The organism is Desulfitobacterium elongatum, assembly GCF_055378975.1.
In genome coordinates, this window is sequence record NZ_AP038772.1 from 971,361 (window position 1) to 988,563 (window position 17,203).

Genomic DNA, 17,203 nt, shown 5'->3' on the forward strand with positions numbered 1-17,203 from the left:
GCGATGTCTATGGTAGCTGTTAAACAGCCATATGTACTATTTTTAGTTAATGATGCAAGTCCGCAAAATCCTCGTACCGAACAGGATAACTTCGGAAAAATGATCTGCTTTCATAGAAGATATAATATCGGGGATGAACACAACTATGATGAGCCGGATGAATTTTTGATGGAACTCCTTGAAGAAAAAATTGGAGATACAAATGCTGCGGAAGATAAGTTTACTGAGCTGACATTAGAAGTGGATGATTCCCTTTATAAAAGCCACTATGGTCAATATAGAAAAGCCATCCATGAAAATGTTTTAGATTATCTATCAAGCAGTTATGTTATTGAACCAATCTTTATGTATGACCATAGTGGGATTACAGTCAATACAAATGGCTTCTCGTGTCCTTGGGATAGTGGACAAGTAGGGTGGATATTTGCAAGCCATGACACAATCAAAAAGGAATTCGGTCAAATTAATGATGAAACAATCGAAAAAGCCAGAGCTCTTCTCAAAAGTGAAGTCAAAGAATATGACTACTATTTAACAGACCAGTGCTATGGTTTCAGGCTCTACAAAAGCAATGAAGAAATAGCTAGTTGCTGGGGATTTGCTGGTGAGATTAGAGATGTACAAAATGAGATTAAAGAGTATCTGCCAGAAGGCTGTAAGGAGATCGTTGAGTCTTTGGAGTATCGATATGATGATGCTGAAATTGGTGACATACTCGAAGAGACCAAAGCACAGGACGAGGAAATGGAGGTATAGCTTATGGCAGTAAATAAAGCATATCGACATTTTTCCGATGAAGAAATCAAGCGAGCAAACTCAGTGAGTTTGATTGATCTTGCAAGGCAATATGGCTTTGAACTTGAAAACGGAGGCAATAAGGCACTTCATGCTAAAAAGTCTGGAGGACTCTACATATTTAAAGATAGCAATCGTTTCTATCACTGGACCGCCGATGAAAAAGGCGGTCCAATTGATTTTGTCATGAAATATGGAAACCTGACTTACCAAGAAGCAGTAGCTCAGCTAATAGGTGAACGCTATGAAGCCTATGTTAGAGAAACCGTCCATTACGAAAAAGAAGAGAAAGGTCCAATTATGCTGCCGGAAAAGGCTGAAAACTTCAAACGAGCCTATTGGTATTTGGTATCGGTTCGAGGTATTGAGCCGGAAATTGTTTCTGTACTGGTGAATGAAAAAAAGATTTATCAGGAAGCCAAGTATGGTAACTGCGTATTCGTTGGTTATGACGAAGATCAAACTCCTAAGTATTGCTCAATGCGAGGAACCTATGCAAACAAGGCATTCAAAAAGGATATGACAAATTCCGATAAGACCTTTCCATTTATCATTGATGGAAAGAGCGACCTGGTATTTGTCTGCGAAAGCCCAATTGATGCCATGAGTCATGCGACTTTTGCAAAGCTATATAGTCATGATTGGAGACAAGATCATAGGATTTCACTTGGTTGCACATGGGATGGAGCACTCGAAAAATACTTGCAGTGGCACCCTGAAATAAAACGCATCGTATTTGCTCTCGATAATGATTACTTGGCTAAAGATAAGGACAACTGCTACAGGAACTGGGGACAGATGGCTGCTGTTAAATGGTGCGACAAGTATAGCGAGAAAGGCTATGAAGTTGCCATTCACAGACCTCATTTGAATGATTTTAGTGAGGACTTGGTGGAGACCCGAAAGGGAAAGTCACCAGAGGATCTTGTACGGATGAGAGAAGAAGCATTGAAGACTGAATTTGAAAAAGATGCAGTAGAGGAATCAAACTTTGAATCAGACATAGAGGAGATCGAAGCATGAACTTTATTTTCATCAGTATAGACCTTCCCGAAGGGGAAGAACCGAACCAAAGAGAGTAGGCGTAGCCACTCTCTTTTTAGGTAAGGCAGGAATAGTGGGGTTCTCTCCCCACGTCAACACAGCTTACTGGCAGAGCCAGCAACGGGTTCTTGTCAGATTTTACTTCACCCTTTTGGGTGAATGGAGAAAGGAGGAATTTTGTGAGAGAAAATGCTAATAGGGATGGTCCTAAAACTCAGAAACGATCAGTAGTCTTTCCAATTGAAACCTTGGAGCAGATAGAAAAGCTCGCAGCTAAGAAGAACGTTTTTGCATCAGATATCATTAGGGAATTCGTTGATAAAGGACTTGCAATTAATAGCTATGAGGAAAACATCGATACCATTACAGCGATAATTCATCAAGAAATTGAATCATCAATCAAAGCTTTGGCAAACAGACTTGCAGGCATGATCAATCGAATTACGATTATTTCAGCAGCAGGTTATTATGCAAATATCGGCATCATATCAGATTTGATTGATAAAGATCGCTATTCGTCTTTTGAAAAAATTGAAAGGCTTGCAAGGAAAAGAGCACTAAACTATGCCAACATGAAAAGCTCTGATGCTCTTTCAATCTTTATGAATGATGAAGAAATGAAAAAGGCAATCGATGAGGTCAAAGGAGGAGCAACATCGAATGTCGATTCTGATGTATAAACAACGATTTCGCCCACCTAATTATAATAAAACACCAAAGTGCAACTATGCTCATATCAGGTATATCGCAACTCGACCTGGAGCATCAAAGAACGAAGGTATGAGGCATGGCTTATTTGGAAAGCTTGTGCCTGGAAATTTGGTTGAGTTTGAGTCATGGCAAGAAGTCGCAAAAGAGGTAAGAGAGCTTTCATATAAAAAAGTAAATATTTTTAGAAGTGTCATATCTTTTGCACCACAAACTGCGGAAGAACTTGGGCTTAATGATCACAAATCATGGGAAGAGTACATTGAAAGGCATATTGGAGTGCTGGCTCAAAAGAACGGTATCAGTCAAAAGAATCTTGCTTGGGCTTGTGCTCATCACAATGAAGCCAGTCATCCTCATATCCACATCGTCTTCTGGGACAAAAACCAGAAAACCATGAAGAACTTTGTAAAGCCTCAAATAGCTGATAGTATCCGAATACAGTTGATTAAGGAAACCTTCTCAGAGCGAATTGAAGCTTACCTAGCTAAGAAAGATCAGCATAAAAATGATTTGAAGGTAATCACAGACGAGTTAGTGAAAGAATTTGATGATTATATGAAGACTATATACCCAAAGGAGTACAAACGACTGAAAGAAATGGTAGGTGATATTGATGCAGATGAGTTATCAGGCATCCCGATAAATCAACTCTTGGAGGGGATTAATATCTCAACGCTCTCGATTCGATTGTTTCAACTTAAAGAAAAAATGCCAAAGAAAGGGCGACTATATTATCAGCTATTGCCCGATGAAGTAAAGCAAGAAGTTGATAGACTCATTGTTGATTTAAAAAAGGATATCCCGCATATTCAAGCTCTCGTAGATGAATATGCAGAGATAAAGGCTAATCTAGCTATGCTCTATGATACTGATCCTGAGAACATCACTAAGCACCGAGAGCAAGCTGTCAGTGAGATGGACAAACTGATTGCCAATAAGCTGCTTAGTGTCGTAAAAGGTATTCTAAACAAGGAATATGAAAGCAATCGATATGAGTTCAATGAGGGTAGGCGAGCCTTTTACACAGAGCAGATGGTATGTGAAATTCTAATGATGCTGGAGCAAAATGTTTCGGATATCGATTCAGAATACGAAGACAGGAATAAGGCAATGGGAACAGAGCTTTCTAAGAGAGCCAGAAAAGAGCTTTATCTTAGAAATAAGGATAAGGGTATGGAGAAGTAAATTCCATATCTTTTTATTTTGTAAATCATATTTTCAATATGAAATTGAATTTTGAAGGAGGTTCGTTATGTTAACGAAAAAACAGTTTTACCATGAGTTTTTCAAGAGGTTAAAGAAAATGCAATTAACTGCCAAAGAACCCGAAATTGCGGATATTACCGCTGAGATTTTCAATGAAGCAGGAGGCTTGGTAGCGCTTATTACAGCGGATGATAGATTGGTTTATCAAGGTAATGACAATGAACAATTCAAACGCATTGGAGAAATAGTGGCAGAGCTTAAAGTACAGCTAAATCTTTCAACGGATTTATCTGTAAAAACGATCGGTTATTTACCAAGTGGTTTTATGAAGTTATATGAGGTTGGAGATGTAGTAATGGGCTGTAGGTTATCTCCGCTGATTGGCTATGAATATGTAACTTGGATAAAAGGGTCTGATAATGAGTTGATGCCAGTATATTTCTACGCTCGTCAGTTCTTAAGCTTCAAGGAGGCACAACAGGACTTTGCAGAAAGATGTGGCTTTATCGAACAAAGTAATAAAGCAGACAAGGCTACATTATTCACAAATGAAGAGCTTTCAATTCTATTATCATGCTGTATTGAGCGCGTCAAGTTAGATACAGCTTTGACTACGGAAGTAGAAAAGGCAATAGGAGATGTTATCTCAAAAATTGAAAGGACTTTGCCTATGCTAACAGATGATGAGATTGAATATGAAAATGAGAATGTGAGGTGCTTTAGATGAGGACATAATAAAGCAGTTTTATTCAATTCAAGAAAATATAAATCAAAAGGAGGTACATTAAATGAAATTCAGATTCAAAAAAATGACATCACTTTTATTGATTTTGACTTTGGTAGTGACATCTTTAACAGGGGCATCATATGCATCGGGTAAAGAATTCCCCGATGCAAAAGATCATTGGGCTAAAGAAACAATTGAAAAACTAACAAACAATGGTGTCATAAATGGATATCCCGATGGGACTGTAAAGCCAAACAATATTATTAATAGAAGTGAATTTGTAAGCCTTATGATGTATGGATTAAAGTATAAGGAGCAAAAGCATACTGGCAATGATACTTTCAACGACACGAATAATCATTGGGCAGAAGGCATGATCGAAGAACTAATAAAGAATAAGGTCATAAGCAAATCATATTATGGCAATAGTTTTAAACCGAGTATGCCAATCAAACGTATTGAAATGATAAGAATGATAGTAAATGCTCAGGGATTGGCAGATCATGTCCAAAACATGACCTACAACACTATTTTTAGTGATGACACTAAGATTTTAAAGGAAGATAAAGGCTATATTAATGTTGCTGAAAAGAACGGTTTGATCTCGGGTTTTCCAGATAAGACCATACGTCCTTATGAATACTCAACGAGAGCAGAAGCGTTTGAAATGCTTTTGAGATATTTAAAAGTCATAAAAGTTATCGAGGACGAAGACGATGAAATAAAATTACCTCAGAAGCCAGATAATAATCACGGAGATGAAGAGTCTTTCCCACCATCGAAAGTTGAATATACATTACCTGTTTATTGCCATACAGATAAAGAATTTGAAATAACTACGAATATGAAGAATGTTAAGAATCTGGAATGGATAATTCAAAAGAAGGGTGCGAATCAAAATGAAAAAGTCGAGTATGAGGGTATTCTTGACAAAACCGGAGGCAAAATTAGTATAAAATCGGAGGGTGAGTACACATTTACGGCGGTAGCGAAGAATAATGGAAATGAAAAATTTACTTTCAGCAAATCCATAAAAATTTATCCTGCTATTGAAATTTATTTAGGAAAAGATGTGATAACACATCTTGATAAGCAAATTGATATTAAGGCATCTGTTACGACAGGTAATGAAATAATCTGGAGTATCTATAAAGATGGGAACAAAGTTCAATGGGGTGACTATGTCGAAGGTGAACTCAGCAATATTGGCGGAATTATTAGTTTTAAAGAAATAGGAAAATTCACAGTTGAAGCATCATTGATCGATGCAACAAATCGAGAGTTTTCTTCTAAAAAAGATATTGAAGTATTGTCGGTGCCGGAGATATCATTTGAGCTACAAAAAAGCGCACACACTGATTCAAATGTAAATGTAACGGTTGCAAGCAAGAATTTGGGTGAGATGAATATTGCTTGGGAGCTTAAAAAAGATAACAACATAGTAGAACTAATAAATTTTATTGATGGAAGTCTAAACAACGACGGTGGAAATGTTCAGTTTAAGTCGAAAGGACATTACATTCTAAGTGCTACAGTTATAGATAAAACCGGCAGATTAATTAAAGCAGAAGAGAGCGTTGATGTCTATCCAGTGGCAATTATGAGTTTCGATTTACCTGAAGCAACGCATAATGACAAAATGATTGAAATTAAAGTTAGTTCAAATGAAATAGGAAATATGAAAGCTGTTTGGACTATCACTAAGAATGGAGAGCAGGAATCGCTTTCAGATTGCATTGAAGGGCAACTTTCAAATGAAGGAGGGACAATCAGATTCAAAGATAAGGGTGTCTATAATTTAAAAGCGATGCTAGTCGATCAAACAGGGAGAGAATTTTCTGTTGAAGACAGCATAGTTGTATATCCTGTGGCAAGCACAGGTTTTTATTTGCCAGAAATAGGGCATACACAGAGTTTTGTTGAAGTAAAAACAGATTTCAAAGAAACCTATGATCTTGAAGCAAAATGGCTTATTAAAAAGGATGGGAACTATGTTGAAGTAGAAAAATATGTAGATGGTAATCTTAATGAAAATGGTGGAAATATTTGCTTCAAGGAAAAGGGTAATTACGAGCTAATTGCAGGGGTAACAGACAAGACAGGCAGAAGTTTTGAATTTTCATCACAGATTGAAGTTTACCCAATCATAGGCGTCGACTTTGAAATGAGGGAATCAACTCACACTGATGAGCCTGTTTCAATAGCAACTAAGCTCAGCGAAGCAGATGGACTCCAAATTTCATGGATTGTCATGAAAGATGGGGAGAAGGTTGACAATCTAGACTATATTGAAGGGGCAATTGGCAACACAGGCGGTAACATTAAGTTTACTCAAAAGGGTAATTATACTTTGATTGCAAAAATTACTGACGAAATTGGAATGGATTTTACATGCAGCAAAAGTATTAAAGTTTATCCAGTACCTAAATTTTCTATCGCCATAGTTGAAGGTGCACATATTGATGAAGTAGTAAACGTCAAGACTACAAATGAAGATATGGAAGGACTTACAGTTCAATGGATTGCAAATGACGGAAATGCTTATATAAACTTAGAAGATTTCGTAAGTGGAGAGCTAACGAATACAGGGGGAGATATTTATTTCAAGACAGCTGGAACTTATGATGTTAAGGCAAAAGTAACAAATGAGACAGGCAGAGAATTTGTTTTTGGAGCAGATAATAGTATTGTAATTTATCCGATTCTAAGCCTGAATCTAGATCTTCCAACTACGGCTTATCCTGATGGAAATGTTGAAGTTAAAACATCAGGTGACAATAACGTATTGCCGATTAAGTGGAGCATAATGAAGAATGGAGAAAATCTTAGATTAGAGGATACATTTAGTGGAAAACTAGATGCAGATGGTGGAACAATTAAGTTTTTACAAGCAGGAGAGTACCGCATTACTGCTACGATGACAGATACATTGGGCAGAATTTTTAGTGTAAGTTCAAATATCAATGTTTACCAACTTCTTAACTGCGATTTTTCTGTTCCATCAAGTGCCCGCACCGGTGCATCTTTTGAAATACAAGTTTTGCCTAGTGCAATCCTTGAAAATAAGGATATAGTATGGACTCTTGAAAAAGATAGTGCGTCTGTATCTTTAGAAGAAAGCATTCTAGGTAGCATTGGAAATCTTGGAGGAAGCGTTTCAATAAAATCACCAGGAAACTACAAATTAATCGCTACAGTGACGGATGAACTTGGTAGGGTGTTTACTTCAGATCACAATATTGAAATTATTAATACTGCCCCTACAAAACCAATTGCAAATGCTTCTGTAACAAGGAACTATAAGGATGGAAAATTCCTAGTGGACATAAGTGCAAATAGCACAGATGCTGATGGCGATATAATCAGCTATGAGTACATTGGCAAAACAACAGACAATTATTATACAGTTGGCAACTATACGGTGAAAGTGAGGGCAAAGGATTCCTTTGGAGGCATTTCGGATTGGACAGAGGTTACTTTCTCTGTTAAGAATTCAGCACCCACAGTGCCAAGCGTTACTGCAAATATAACCAGAACAGCAAAAGATGGTAAATTCCTTGTCAACATTACAGTAAGTAGTACAGATGCGGATAGCGATGTTATAACTTATGAATATGAAGGTAAATCAGCAGATAATTATTATCCTGTTGGAAGTAATACAGTAAGAGTGAGGGCTAAAGACAACTATGGCGGTATTTCTGCATGGTCGTCCGTGACATTTGAGGTTAAAAGCTCTGAACCAACGGCACCAGTTATTACAAGAACTCCAAATGGAAACAGTGTAGCACCTGGAACTCCTGTGACAATTACAGCAGTTTCTACAGACGCTGATGGTGATGCTATAACTTATGTTTGGGATAATCGCCCATCTCAAACTTATGTTTACCCACTTGGTAAAAATGTTGTTAAAGTAAAGGCAGTAGACAGTACGGGTGTTGAATCTCCATGGTCAGCAATTGCATTCTTTGTTTCAGATTCAACAAATGGTGGTGGAATGACGTTATCAGGCCCAGATTCAGTTATTTTGGAAAATGGAATTGTAGGAGCAACGATAACTCGCTATACGTTCACTGTTCCTCCCGTAAGTGGGCACAGTGGCAGTGACTATGGCCGTGTAAGAGGATATAACATAAAAACAAATACTTGGGATCAACTTGACTATAGTACAACAACTAACGGTATTACGTTTGCTAGAAGCTTACCTGCAAGCACATATTCAAAGCTGGAATTCTACTATTACACTAACCACAATTGTATGTACGGAAAATCAAATATCACTTATTCAGTAGATTACTACTTTGAATAAGAATAAAAATTACAATGGCCGCCTTGAGATTGCATCAAGGCGGTTATTTTTATGGAGGTATTCTAGATGATTACTAAAATGGATTTCTATAGATGTTTTTTTGAACAGCTTGCAAGGCGTGGATTTGATGTAAAAAGATCCACGTCTTCTGATTATTTGGCAGACATTTATTATAAGAATCAATTGATTGCTTTCTATACTAAGGCAGATACTGTTGAACGCAATCCATTTGTCGAAGTAAAAGATAAGGTATTCAATTTGGTTGAAGAGACAGCTAGAAAAACGGCAGTGGAATCAGGAATTTGTACTGAATGTCCTTATACTGACAAAGAGGAGAGACTGAAAAATGGTTCTGTCAAATTGGCAGAGTACAATGGTGTGATGCTGTCCTGTAAACTGCACCATTTGTTTGGCTATGTGTTTTCGACCTACCGTATGGCTCCTGAAAGCGAGCAACCTCTTCAAAGACAGTTTTTTTATAACAAAGAAGCAGCAAGCCAAGACTTTGCGATTCGTTCTGGGCTAGTTGATGAAAGGGCTCTTTTCACAGAAACTGAACTAATGGTTTTGCATTCTAACTTAGTCAAGCTTACAATGCTGGATAACAATCTTTCAAATGATGACATGCTTTCAGTCGGAAGAATGATTGAGAAAATTGAGGACATCGTTCCAGAGCTGCAAGGCAGGGACTATGACTTCGATTTTGAGGATGAGTTCAAGCAGGACATGGAGATAGGGGGGTAACGCATGCGAAATAAACGAAATCAGGTAATATCTATTGCAAGATTTTTAGCTTATAAATCAGACTTAAAGTTCAAAATGGAAAATATGACTGAAGATGAATACTTGAACAATCCAATCGGACTTGATGTAGGGCAGTATATTGATGATATGCTTAAATATTGTCCTGAGCAAACAGTAGACTCTGTATTAAAGTATCAGAACGAAATGATTTCAAGACTTGGGATGGAATACTTAGTGGTTGTTGCATTTATGACTTATGTAGGAGGAGGTGAATCAAATGCAGGATAGTAGACCAAACGCTAATATATGGGGCAACATCATCACATGTGGAGAAATTGCAATTGGAGTCTATGAAATTGTAGGAGAACACAAAAAAGGAATCATGATGCCTAAAAAAATGGCAGAAGAAATGCTTCCTGAATCCGTCATAGAAATGGCTGAGAAAGATGGCACGAATCTTTGTTTTACAGATGAGCTTAGTGCCAGTATGGTTGCAGATGAACTAATTGAGCAAGGAATTGTCACTGATCCTATATTTATCGCAAAACAAGAGGCTTTGAAGCAGCTTGATGATGCTGAAATGGATACAGGGTTTGAATCGTTTAATGAGATCGATTTTGAACTTGAGATTGAGAGGTGAAATTCTTGAAACTTGTTTATATATGTTCTCCACTAAGAGGAGCAATTGAAGAGAATATTAAAAAGGCCCATAGGTATTGTGAATATGCGGCTGGATGCGATGTTATTCCATTAGCTCCGCATACAATTTTCACAGCTTATTTGGACGATACGATCAAAGAGCAGCGAGAGCAGGGACTCAAAATGGGTTTGGAACTACTTAAACGGTGTGATGAGATTTGGGTGTGTGGTGATGAGATTTCTCAAGGAATGATAGGAGAGATAGACCTTGCAACTAAGTTAAACATTCCAACGATTTATGCACTTGATCATCATGTAGAGGAGGGCTTGAAAATTCGACAAAATAGTGTGGCTTTGGGTATTGATGATTGTTTGCCTGGAAGCGATCATCAGAATTATGAAAACAAAATATTAGTATTGAATCCAGAAGCATTAATCAGTAACTGTCGAACTGCGGAGAACAGTCTTTGGATTGCCTATAACGGATTTGGTTGTACATATGGTGCAAGAGGACAGGCAGTATATGCAAAGAATCTCTTTGACGGACATGAATCTCGCTGGGAAAGAGCTGATTTTCTAGGTATTGTTAAGCCGGAAAGTTTGAGGAAATGGCTTGAAAATACACCAATTAAAAATGAGTTGGCTGAATCCCTAATAATGGAGCAAGACAAGTGTGAGGATATGGAGCGATGAAGAAAGAGTCTAAACTAATTATCTGTTCATTGATTTTTGTATTAGGTACATTTGGGAACTTGTTTTTTTCGACAGCACTGCACCTATTGCTTTCAAGGGAAATGACAGTATTGAAATTGCTGCCAATCAGCGAGTGCGTCAATAGTCTTTTTCATAGTAGGCAACATGGACTGTTATATCTTTGTTTGCAAGGATTTGTGCTGATTATTGCCATCATGTACTACTTCACAAATCTAAGACCCTATCAATCTGATTTGGTGGAAATAACGCCAGATATTAAGACGCCCGTTTCCGTTGGTCAATTTCAGCATGGCTCAGCACGATGGCTAAAAGACGAAGAAAAGGATAAAGCATTTGACAGCTTTATCCTTGATCCGAGTCATCCATTGATAAAGCAATTGCTTATGCCAGAAGAAAAGATTAAGTCTTAGAGATTTTATGCCCAGTAATCTAATTTAATGTATTGCAATAATGAAAGGAGTTGATGCTTATGAATGAAATAACAAGGCAAGGAGGTGTTGTAATCGGAGTAAAAAAAGAAGGAAACAATGAGCGAATCTATTATATCGGTGAAGATAGTCACTTGCTTTGTATCGGAGCAACACGCTCAGGAAAGTCCCGAAACTTAGTTATCCAGTCGATTTGTACCCTTGGACTTGCTGGAGAGTCCATTGTTGTCAGCGATCCTAAAGCTGAATTGTTTCACTTCACTTCGGAGTTTCTTAAAAAACTAGGTTATGAAGTATTGGTTTTAGACTTTAAAAATCCTGGGAAAAGTCAAAGATATAATATTTTACAACCCATCATCAATGCTGTGAATCAAGGTGATACTGACAAAGCTGAGATGCTGGCATGGGACTTAACGAATAATCTAGTCGGCAAGCCCGAAGGTGAAAAAATCTGGACCAATGGAGAATGCTCTATAATTGCAGCTTCTATACTCTGCGTGGTATGCGATAATAAACTTCGTCCAGAATATCAGAATCTAACCAATGTGTATTGGTTCATAGCGGAAATGGTAAAAACAATAGGCAATAAAATGCCTCTACTTGAATACGTTAAAAAGCTTCCTCCTGCTCACCCTGCTAGAGCGTTATTGTCAATATCTGACGTAGCACCAAGCAGAACCAGAGGGAGCTTTTATACATCTGCACTAACAACCTTAAGGCTGTTCACTGGAAAATCGATTTATGCTATTACGCATAAAAGCGACTTTCAGCTTCAAGATATTGGACAGAAAAAGCAAGCATTGTTCATTATCCTGCCTGATGAAAAGACCACTTTTTATCCGGTAGCGTCGCTGATTGTCTCACAACAATATGAATTGCTTTCTAATCTTGCAGATATGAGAGGAGGTCGATTAAAACAGAGAGTCAATTTTATGCTTGATGAATTCGGTAACTTCACTACAATCAGTGATTTTACAAACAAATTAACGGTGGGTGGCGGTCGTGGAATGCGGTTTAACCTGTTTATTCAATCTTTCTCACAACTTAAAGAGAAATATGATGAGAATACTTCGGATACCATAAAAGCCAACTGCCAGACATGGGTTTATTTACAGGCCGATGATATGGATACCTTGCGTGAGATATCAGAAAAGCTCGGTACGTACACCGTTTCAAGTTATCAATTATCTGCAAACCATGCAAAGTATTCCACACCATCTAGCTCACACAGCATCAGCTTAATCGAACGAAAGCTATTGAACGTTGATGAAGTGAGGAGAATTGGTAGACCTTATCAAATTGTGACTTCACGAACACATCCGGCAATCATGTATTCTCCAGATCTTTCACAGTGGTATTTCAATAAAATGCTAGGTCTTGGAGATAAGGAGCATAATCGAAAACTGAGAGAAGAAAGGGAAAATAAGAGACCTATTATTACGAACACAAATGGAGAACTAGCACTATGGAACATCTGGATTTACTATCAGAAGGATATTGTTCGAAAAATGCAACAGCAGGCTCAAAAGGGAAATGGCGGGTTTGCCAATAATGAAATTGACTTAGATTAATAAGGAGGAGGAATCCGTGAATATCAAAGGTTTAAAAAAGATTATCAAAAGGTTTAAGAGAACGGTAAGTGCTGGAATGATGGCATTTACCGTTTTTTTTATGAGCAATGTACCGGTTTATGCGGATGATGTTCAAAACAGCAAGATCGTAAAAGGTACAGAAAAGTTAATTGGTGATGTCACTACATGGCTGATGGTGCTGGCACCTGTTGTTTCAGGACTTCTAATAATCTATTTCTTCATTCGCAGGTCGGCTGCAGATGAAATGGATCAGAAGAAATGGAACAATCGAATTGTTGTGGCCATTGTGTCCTGTATTGGTGCAGTTCTAGGTTCAGCAACTTTGAACCTCATTGTTGGCTACTATAAATAAATGTACACGTTACTCTGACTATGCGAAAGCATGGTCTTTATTGTTAAACAACCAAATTTTAAGGAGGATTTATTCATGAAAAACTTAATCAAACAAGCGGAAAGCAAAGCTATCAATGTGAGCATTATGCTCAGAAACAAGGCATTTGAGGTATGTGAAAGAACTAAAGGAGTTATGACAAACAATGAAGGTCAAGGAACGCTTGACGTTGCTATTACGGTACTTATTTCAATTGTACTTGGCGCATTGATTCTCGGTGGTTTGTATCTTATCATCAGCGGTACAGTTCTTCCAACAATCACTCAAAAGATTAAAGAAATGTTTAACTATCAGGGCTAATAAGCATAAAAACAGATCTATGGCAGCGTGTAACTCATTGCCAAATTTATAATATCAGGAGGCTTTTAAATGAACATTAAAGCAGAAATTAAGAAAACATTTGAGGACAAAGGCAAATTAAAGGCAGTGGCAAATCTGGTTTTTGAAGATGGATTTGTCGTAAAAAATGTGCGCTTGGTGGAAGGGGTCAAAGGTCAATTTGTTTCTATGCCAAGCCACAAGAAAAATGATGGCAACTATATTGAAGTATGCCATCCAATCAGCTCAAAAGTGAGAGAGCAAATTGAAAAATGTGTGATGGAAGCCTATCAGAATGTGATGATGGCATCTGTTGCGAATGCTGACAAAGCAGAGTAAAGGCAATTAAATCCTTGGGAGAGCACTTAATGCTCTCCCCGAAAGGAGTGATTAAATTTTGGAAGTCATTTTAGTAGCATTGATTATTGCCTTACTCAATGGTTCGATTGCCTATATTGATACACTACTTACCGATATTGTTCCAATGACACTTTATGCAGAACAATATATGACAGTGGTATCTGGAGTTAATCTAGCTGAAACTTTGTTTGACATCATATTTGGATTTGGAGTTTCACTCATTATCTTAAAGTTTCTCAAGAAAGGCTTTGATACCTATATTTTGTGGACAGATGGTGATGCTGATGAAGAACCACTTTATTTACTGACCAATTTTTTTAGAGCACTAGCAGTGGCAATCAGCTTTCCAACAATTTATGGTTGGCTTGGTAGTATTGTTGAGGATATGACGAATGATCTTCTTACAGCTATTGGTCTTGCAACAAGCTACGACTGGCAGGCTTGGGTAAATGGCATATCAACACTTGGAATAGTAACAGCCATATTCGGCTTGATATTTATTATCTGCTATTTCATGCTTTACTTCCAATTCTTAATGAGAGGTTTAGAAATATTGATCCTTAGAATTGGTGTGCCGTTAGCCTGTGTAGGTTTACTTGATAACGATAAGGGGGTATTCAGAAGTTATATCACCAAGTTCTTTCAATCAACACTGGCTGTGGTTATTCAGATTTCACTTGCGAAGCTAGGAGTCGGGCTCATGCTCAATATGCACATCTTTTGGGGTGTAGCATGTATGATGCTGGCAATACGTACACCAAGATTTCTGCAAGACTTTATTATTACAACGGGTGGTGGAGGCACTGGTGTAATCAACAATGTGTACCATAGTGTAAGACTTGTCGGTATGGCAAAGAACTTGGCGAAATAGAGGTGGTTTTGATTTGGTCACAATGGATGACATTTCAGTTGCTATCATCAGTTTGATTAGAATTGGTGCAGTGGCAAGATTTATTTATTGTATGGTGCGATTATCAGCTGCTGAAGAAGAGGCTACCCAATATAAGAAAAGAGCCAAGAATACGGTGATTTTCTATATTATTGCCGAGAGTATTTGGCAGATAAAGGATTTGGTGCTGTACTACTATTCTTGAGGGAGGATTTCAATGGATGAAAAATTATATATCCCAATGGGTGTAAAAACAGAAACAGAAATATTTCCTGGTTTCGGAAGGCGAGAATTTCTACAGTCTATTGTTGGGTCAGTAGGCACAGGAGTTTTAGCCTTTCTTATTTGGGCATTTTCACGTAATGTAACACCTTCTGTAATCTGTATTCTTACCGGAATTGTAGGGTCTGTCATGATGACAACAAAAGATCAAAGCAATCTATCGGTAGTGGATCAGGTTAGGAATATGGTTGGCTTCATGAGAAGCCAAAAGTATTATCCCTATGCTTATGGGGATGAATGGAGGTTGGGAAAATAGTGTGTGATGAACAAACTGATAAAAAGAAAAAGATGACCTTCATAGATTTTTTTAGTGGCATTGGAGGCTTTCGTGCAGGGCTTGAAGCCAGTGGAATGCAATGCATTGGTCATTGTGAAATTGATAAATACGCAGATTTAAGCTATCGAGCTATTTTTGATGTAAAGGAGGATGAGTGGTTTGCCAATGATATCACAAAAGTTAGACCAGAGGAAATCCCAAGAGCAAACATTTGGACTGCCGGATTCCCTTGTCAGGATATTTCAGTTGCAGGCAGTCAAAGAGGACTTAACGGAAAAAGAAGTGGACTCTTTTTTGAAATTGCTAGGCTCATCGAGGGCAAAGATGCCGAAGATCAACCCGAATGGATTATCCTTGAAAATGTTAAAAATCTGCTTTCCGTTAATCGAGGATGGGACTTTACGACAATTCTCGATACGCTGGCCTCACTCGGCTACGATTGCCAGTACGGACTTCTTAATTCACGAAATTATGGAGTGCCACAAAACAGAGAACGAGTCTACATTGTCGCTTATCGACATTCTGGAGGAAGAGGTTCTGGAAAAATATTTCCTCTCACAGGAAGCGACGGAAAAACTCTTATCCAACTTATAGGCGGGATGCAAGGTCAAAGAGTCTATAGTCTAGATGGAACAAGTGTTACACTCTCTGCACAAAGCGGAGGCTGGGGTGGAAAGACAGGTCTTTATTTTATTGACCTTAACAAAAATAGCAGAATCACAGATACAGCTCGGTGTATTAAAGCAAGATATAATGCCGGAATTACCAATCGTGGAGCGGATAATTCCGGTATTTTTTATGCTTGTGCAAGGGCGGTTTTGACTCCAAACAGACTGGAAAAAAGGCAAAATGGTCCAAGACTAAAGCCGTGTGGGGAGCCAAGTTTTACGCTAACAGCCCAAGATAGGCATGGCGTTCTTATTTGTAGCTGTGAAAATTGCAGTAAAAGCATTCGTGTGAATGAAGCGACAAAACAGGGCTTTGCAGAGGCTACATGTGGAGATAGCATCAATTTAGCTTTTCCAAATAGCAAGACTAGACGAGGAAGAGTTGGCAAAAGCATTGCTCAGACATTAGAAACAGGATGTAATCAGGGAACACCATTAATCGGTTGTGGTCGTATTAGAAGATTGACGCCGAGAGAATGCTGGCGTTTGCAAGGTTTTTCAGATGTGATGTTTGATAAGGTAAGGTTAATCAATTCGGATAACCAACTCTACAAACAAGCCGGTAATTCGGTCACGGTTTCAGTGGTACTTGCACTTGGAATTAAGATTCTAAAAGTCATAGAAGAAAATGAGGAGGAATTGGAGCAGTGATACTATGGATTATCAAAGGGTTATTGTTTTCTGTGTTCTTAATTATTGCGGCAATCTGTGACATGAGAAAACGAGAAATCCCCGATGCAATTCCTTTTTTCATTCTTGTGGCAGGCTTTTTATCAGTAAATATGGTGGAAGCTTTGATAGGTATGTTCCTTACAGGTATTCCTTATTTACTTGCTGCGGTATTGATTAAGAAAGACACTGGGTTTTCAATAGGGGGAGGCGATATTAAATTGATGGGGGCTTGTGGCTTTGTACTTGGTGCTCCCTTTGGTGCTTTACAAAGCATCTTTTCGCTCCTGCTTGCACTTGCTACAGGCATGTGTATCAAGGCTTTTAGCTCAAATAGAAAATGGAATTCCATAACCCTCCCACTAGCACCGTTTTTCTGTGTGGGAGGGATTTTATCATACTCAGCACTTGTTCTGAGTTTAATCAATTAAAAATAGGAGGAT

The 17,203-nt window shown here is 38.1% G+C and carries 20 protein-coding genes; all 20 read left to right on the forward strand.

What is annotated here, in order from left to right; translation table 11 throughout:
* The first annotated feature begins 3 nt into the window (after positions 1-3).
* Positions 4-756, forward strand: coding sequence for a hypothetical protein (locus tag ACZ42W_RS04425; protein ID WP_144677791.1), 753 nt, complete (start codon positions 4-6; stop codon positions 754-756).
* A 3-nt stretch (positions 757-759) separates the two neighbouring features.
* On the forward strand, positions 760-1,818 hold the full coding sequence (locus ACZ42W_RS04430) for a DUF3991 and TOPRIM domain-containing protein (protein WP_144677792.1): 1,059 nt from the start codon (positions 760-762) through the stop codon (positions 1,816-1,818).
* Positions 1,819-2,018: 200 nt separating this feature from the next.
* Positions 2,019-2,519, forward strand: coding sequence for a hypothetical protein (locus tag ACZ42W_RS04435; RefSeq protein WP_144677793.1), 501 nt, complete (start codon positions 2,019-2,021; stop codon positions 2,517-2,519).
* Positions 2,500-3,735, forward strand: a complete 1,236-nt coding sequence (gene mobP3 / locus ACZ42W_RS04440; protein ID WP_144677794.1) for a MobP3 family relaxase — start codon at positions 2,500-2,502, stop codon at positions 3,733-3,735. Before ACZ42W_RS04435 ends, mobP3 begins: the two co-directional genes overlap by 20 nt.
* 67 nt (positions 3,736-3,802) lie before the next feature.
* Positions 3,803-4,483 carry a hypothetical protein gene (locus ACZ42W_RS04445; RefSeq protein ID WP_144677795.1) on the forward strand — a complete coding sequence of 227 codons (681 nt, stop codon included), beginning with the start codon at positions 3,803-3,805 and terminating at the stop codon, positions 4,481-4,483.
* 61 nt (positions 4,484-4,544) lie between these two features.
* On the forward strand, positions 4,545-8,789 hold the full coding sequence (locus ACZ42W_RS04450) for an S-layer homology domain-containing protein (protein WP_144677796.1): 4,245 nt from the start codon (positions 4,545-4,547) through the stop codon (positions 8,787-8,789).
* A gap of 66 nt (positions 8,790-8,855) precedes the next feature.
* Complete coding sequence (locus ACZ42W_RS04455; RefSeq protein ID WP_144677797.1) at positions 8,856-9,533, forward strand: hypothetical protein; 678 nt, start codon at positions 8,856-8,858, stop codon at positions 9,531-9,533.
* Positions 9,534-9,536: 3 nt separating this feature from the next.
* Entirely contained in the window at positions 9,537-9,821 is a 285-nt protein-coding gene (locus ACZ42W_RS04460) for a hypothetical protein (protein WP_144677798.1), read from the forward strand.
* Positions 9,811-10,173: a hypothetical protein gene (locus ACZ42W_RS04465; protein ID WP_144677799.1), complete on the forward strand. Its 363-nt coding sequence runs from the start codon at positions 9,811-9,813 to the stop codon at positions 10,171-10,173. The genes ACZ42W_RS04460 and ACZ42W_RS04465 overlap by 11 nt, the downstream gene beginning before the upstream one ends.
* A gap of 5 nt (positions 10,174-10,178) precedes the next feature.
* On the forward strand, positions 10,179-10,865 hold the full coding sequence (locus ACZ42W_RS04470; RefSeq protein ID WP_144677800.1) for a DUF7768 domain-containing protein: 687 nt from the start codon (positions 10,179-10,181) through the stop codon (positions 10,863-10,865).
* Entirely contained in the window at positions 10,862-11,296 is a 435-nt protein-coding gene (locus ACZ42W_RS04475) for a TRAG family protein (RefSeq protein WP_144677801.1), read from the forward strand. The genes ACZ42W_RS04470 and ACZ42W_RS04475 overlap by 4 nt, the downstream gene beginning before the upstream one ends.
* A gap of 59 nt (positions 11,297-11,355) precedes the next feature.
* The gene (locus ACZ42W_RS04480; RefSeq protein WP_144677802.1) at positions 11,356-12,885 is read left to right on the forward strand and encodes a VirD4-like conjugal transfer protein, CD1115 family; all 1,530 of its coding nucleotides are present in this window, start codon (positions 11,356-11,358) and stop codon (positions 12,883-12,885) included.
* Between the two features lie 76 nt (positions 12,886-12,961).
* A complete protein-coding gene (locus tag ACZ42W_RS04485) occupies positions 12,962-13,258 on the forward strand; it encodes an Mbov_0395 family pilin-like conjugal transfer protein (protein ID WP_144678678.1) in 297 nt (98 codons plus the stop codon).
* A gap of 75 nt (positions 13,259-13,333) precedes the next feature.
* Positions 13,334-13,597, forward strand: a complete 264-nt coding sequence (locus tag ACZ42W_RS04490; protein WP_172625449.1) for a DUF6133 family protein — start codon at positions 13,334-13,336, stop codon at positions 13,595-13,597.
* A gap of 69 nt (positions 13,598-13,666) precedes the next feature.
* On the forward strand, positions 13,667-13,954 hold the full coding sequence (locus tag ACZ42W_RS04495) for a SpoVG family protein (RefSeq protein ID WP_144677803.1): 288 nt from the start codon (positions 13,667-13,669) through the stop codon (positions 13,952-13,954).
* Positions 13,955-14,012: 58 nt separating this feature from the next.
* Positions 14,013-14,846, forward strand: coding sequence for a conjugal transfer protein TrbL family protein (locus tag ACZ42W_RS04500; RefSeq protein ID WP_144677804.1), 834 nt, complete (start codon positions 14,013-14,015; stop codon positions 14,844-14,846).
* 13 nt (positions 14,847-14,859) lie between these two features.
* Positions 14,860-15,069 carry a mercury transporter gene (locus tag ACZ42W_RS04505; RefSeq protein WP_144677805.1) on the forward strand — a complete coding sequence of 70 codons (210 nt, stop codon included), beginning with the start codon at positions 14,860-14,862 and terminating at the stop codon, positions 15,067-15,069.
* Positions 15,070-15,081: 12 nt separating this feature from the next.
* Positions 15,082-15,402 (forward strand): hypothetical protein, encoded by a 321-nt coding sequence (locus ACZ42W_RS04510; RefSeq protein ID WP_144677806.1) that lies wholly within the window; start codon positions 15,082-15,084, stop codon positions 15,400-15,402.
* On the forward strand, positions 15,402-16,742 hold the full coding sequence (locus ACZ42W_RS04515; RefSeq protein ID WP_348981658.1) for a DNA cytosine methyltransferase: 1,341 nt from the start codon (positions 15,402-15,404) through the stop codon (positions 16,740-16,742). The genes ACZ42W_RS04510 and ACZ42W_RS04515 overlap by 1 nt, the downstream gene beginning before the upstream one ends.
* Positions 16,739-17,191 carry a prepilin peptidase gene (locus tag ACZ42W_RS04520; RefSeq protein ID WP_144677807.1) on the forward strand — a complete coding sequence of 151 codons (453 nt, stop codon included), beginning with the start codon at positions 16,739-16,741 and terminating at the stop codon, positions 17,189-17,191. The genes ACZ42W_RS04515 and ACZ42W_RS04520 overlap by 4 nt, the downstream gene beginning before the upstream one ends.
* The last annotated feature ends 12 nt before the right edge of the window (positions 17,192-17,203 follow it).

Excerpts from the sequence above, each read along its gene's own strand:
- ACZ42W_RS04425 (WP_144677791.1), top strand. The coding sequence starts at position 4 with ATGTCTATGGTAGCTGTTAAACAGCCATATGTACTATTTTTAGTTAAT.
- ACZ42W_RS04430 (WP_144677792.1), top strand. The coding sequence starts at position 760 with ATGGCAGTAAATAAAGCATATCGACATTTTTCCGATGAAGAAATCAAG.
- mobP3 (WP_144677794.1), top strand. The coding sequence starts at position 2,500 with ATGTCGATTCTGATGTATAAACAACGATTTCGCCCACCTAATTATAAT.
- ACZ42W_RS04445 (WP_144677795.1), top strand. The coding sequence starts at position 3,803 with ATGTTAACGAAAAAACAGTTTTACCATGAGTTTTTCAAGAGGTTAAAG.
- ACZ42W_RS04450 (WP_144677796.1), top strand. The coding sequence starts at position 4,545 with ATGAAATTCAGATTCAAAAAAATGACATCACTTTTATTGATTTTGACT.
- ACZ42W_RS04455 (WP_144677797.1), top strand. The coding sequence starts at position 8,856 with ATGATTACTAAAATGGATTTCTATAGATGTTTTTTTGAACAGCTTGCA.
- ACZ42W_RS04460 (WP_144677798.1), top strand. The coding sequence starts at position 9,537 with ATGCGAAATAAACGAAATCAGGTAATATCTATTGCAAGATTTTTAGCT.
- ACZ42W_RS04465 (WP_144677799.1), top strand. The coding sequence starts at position 9,811 with ATGCAGGATAGTAGACCAAACGCTAATATATGGGGCAACATCATCACA.
- ACZ42W_RS04475 (WP_144677801.1), top strand. The coding sequence starts at position 10,862 with ATGAAGAAAGAGTCTAAACTAATTATCTGTTCATTGATTTTTGTATTA.
- ACZ42W_RS04480 (WP_144677802.1), top strand. The coding sequence starts at position 11,356 with ATGAATGAAATAACAAGGCAAGGAGGTGTTGTAATCGGAGTAAAAAAA.
- ACZ42W_RS04485 (WP_144678678.1), top strand. The coding sequence starts at position 12,962 with ATGATGGCATTTACCGTTTTTTTTATGAGCAATGTACCGGTTTATGCG.
- ACZ42W_RS04490 (WP_172625449.1), top strand. The coding sequence starts at position 13,334 with ATGAAAAACTTAATCAAACAAGCGGAAAGCAAAGCTATCAATGTGAGC.
- ACZ42W_RS04495 (WP_144677803.1), top strand. The coding sequence starts at position 13,667 with ATGAACATTAAAGCAGAAATTAAGAAAACATTTGAGGACAAAGGCAAA.
- ACZ42W_RS04510 (WP_144677806.1), top strand. The coding sequence starts at position 15,082 with ATGGATGAAAAATTATATATCCCAATGGGTGTAAAAACAGAAACAGAA.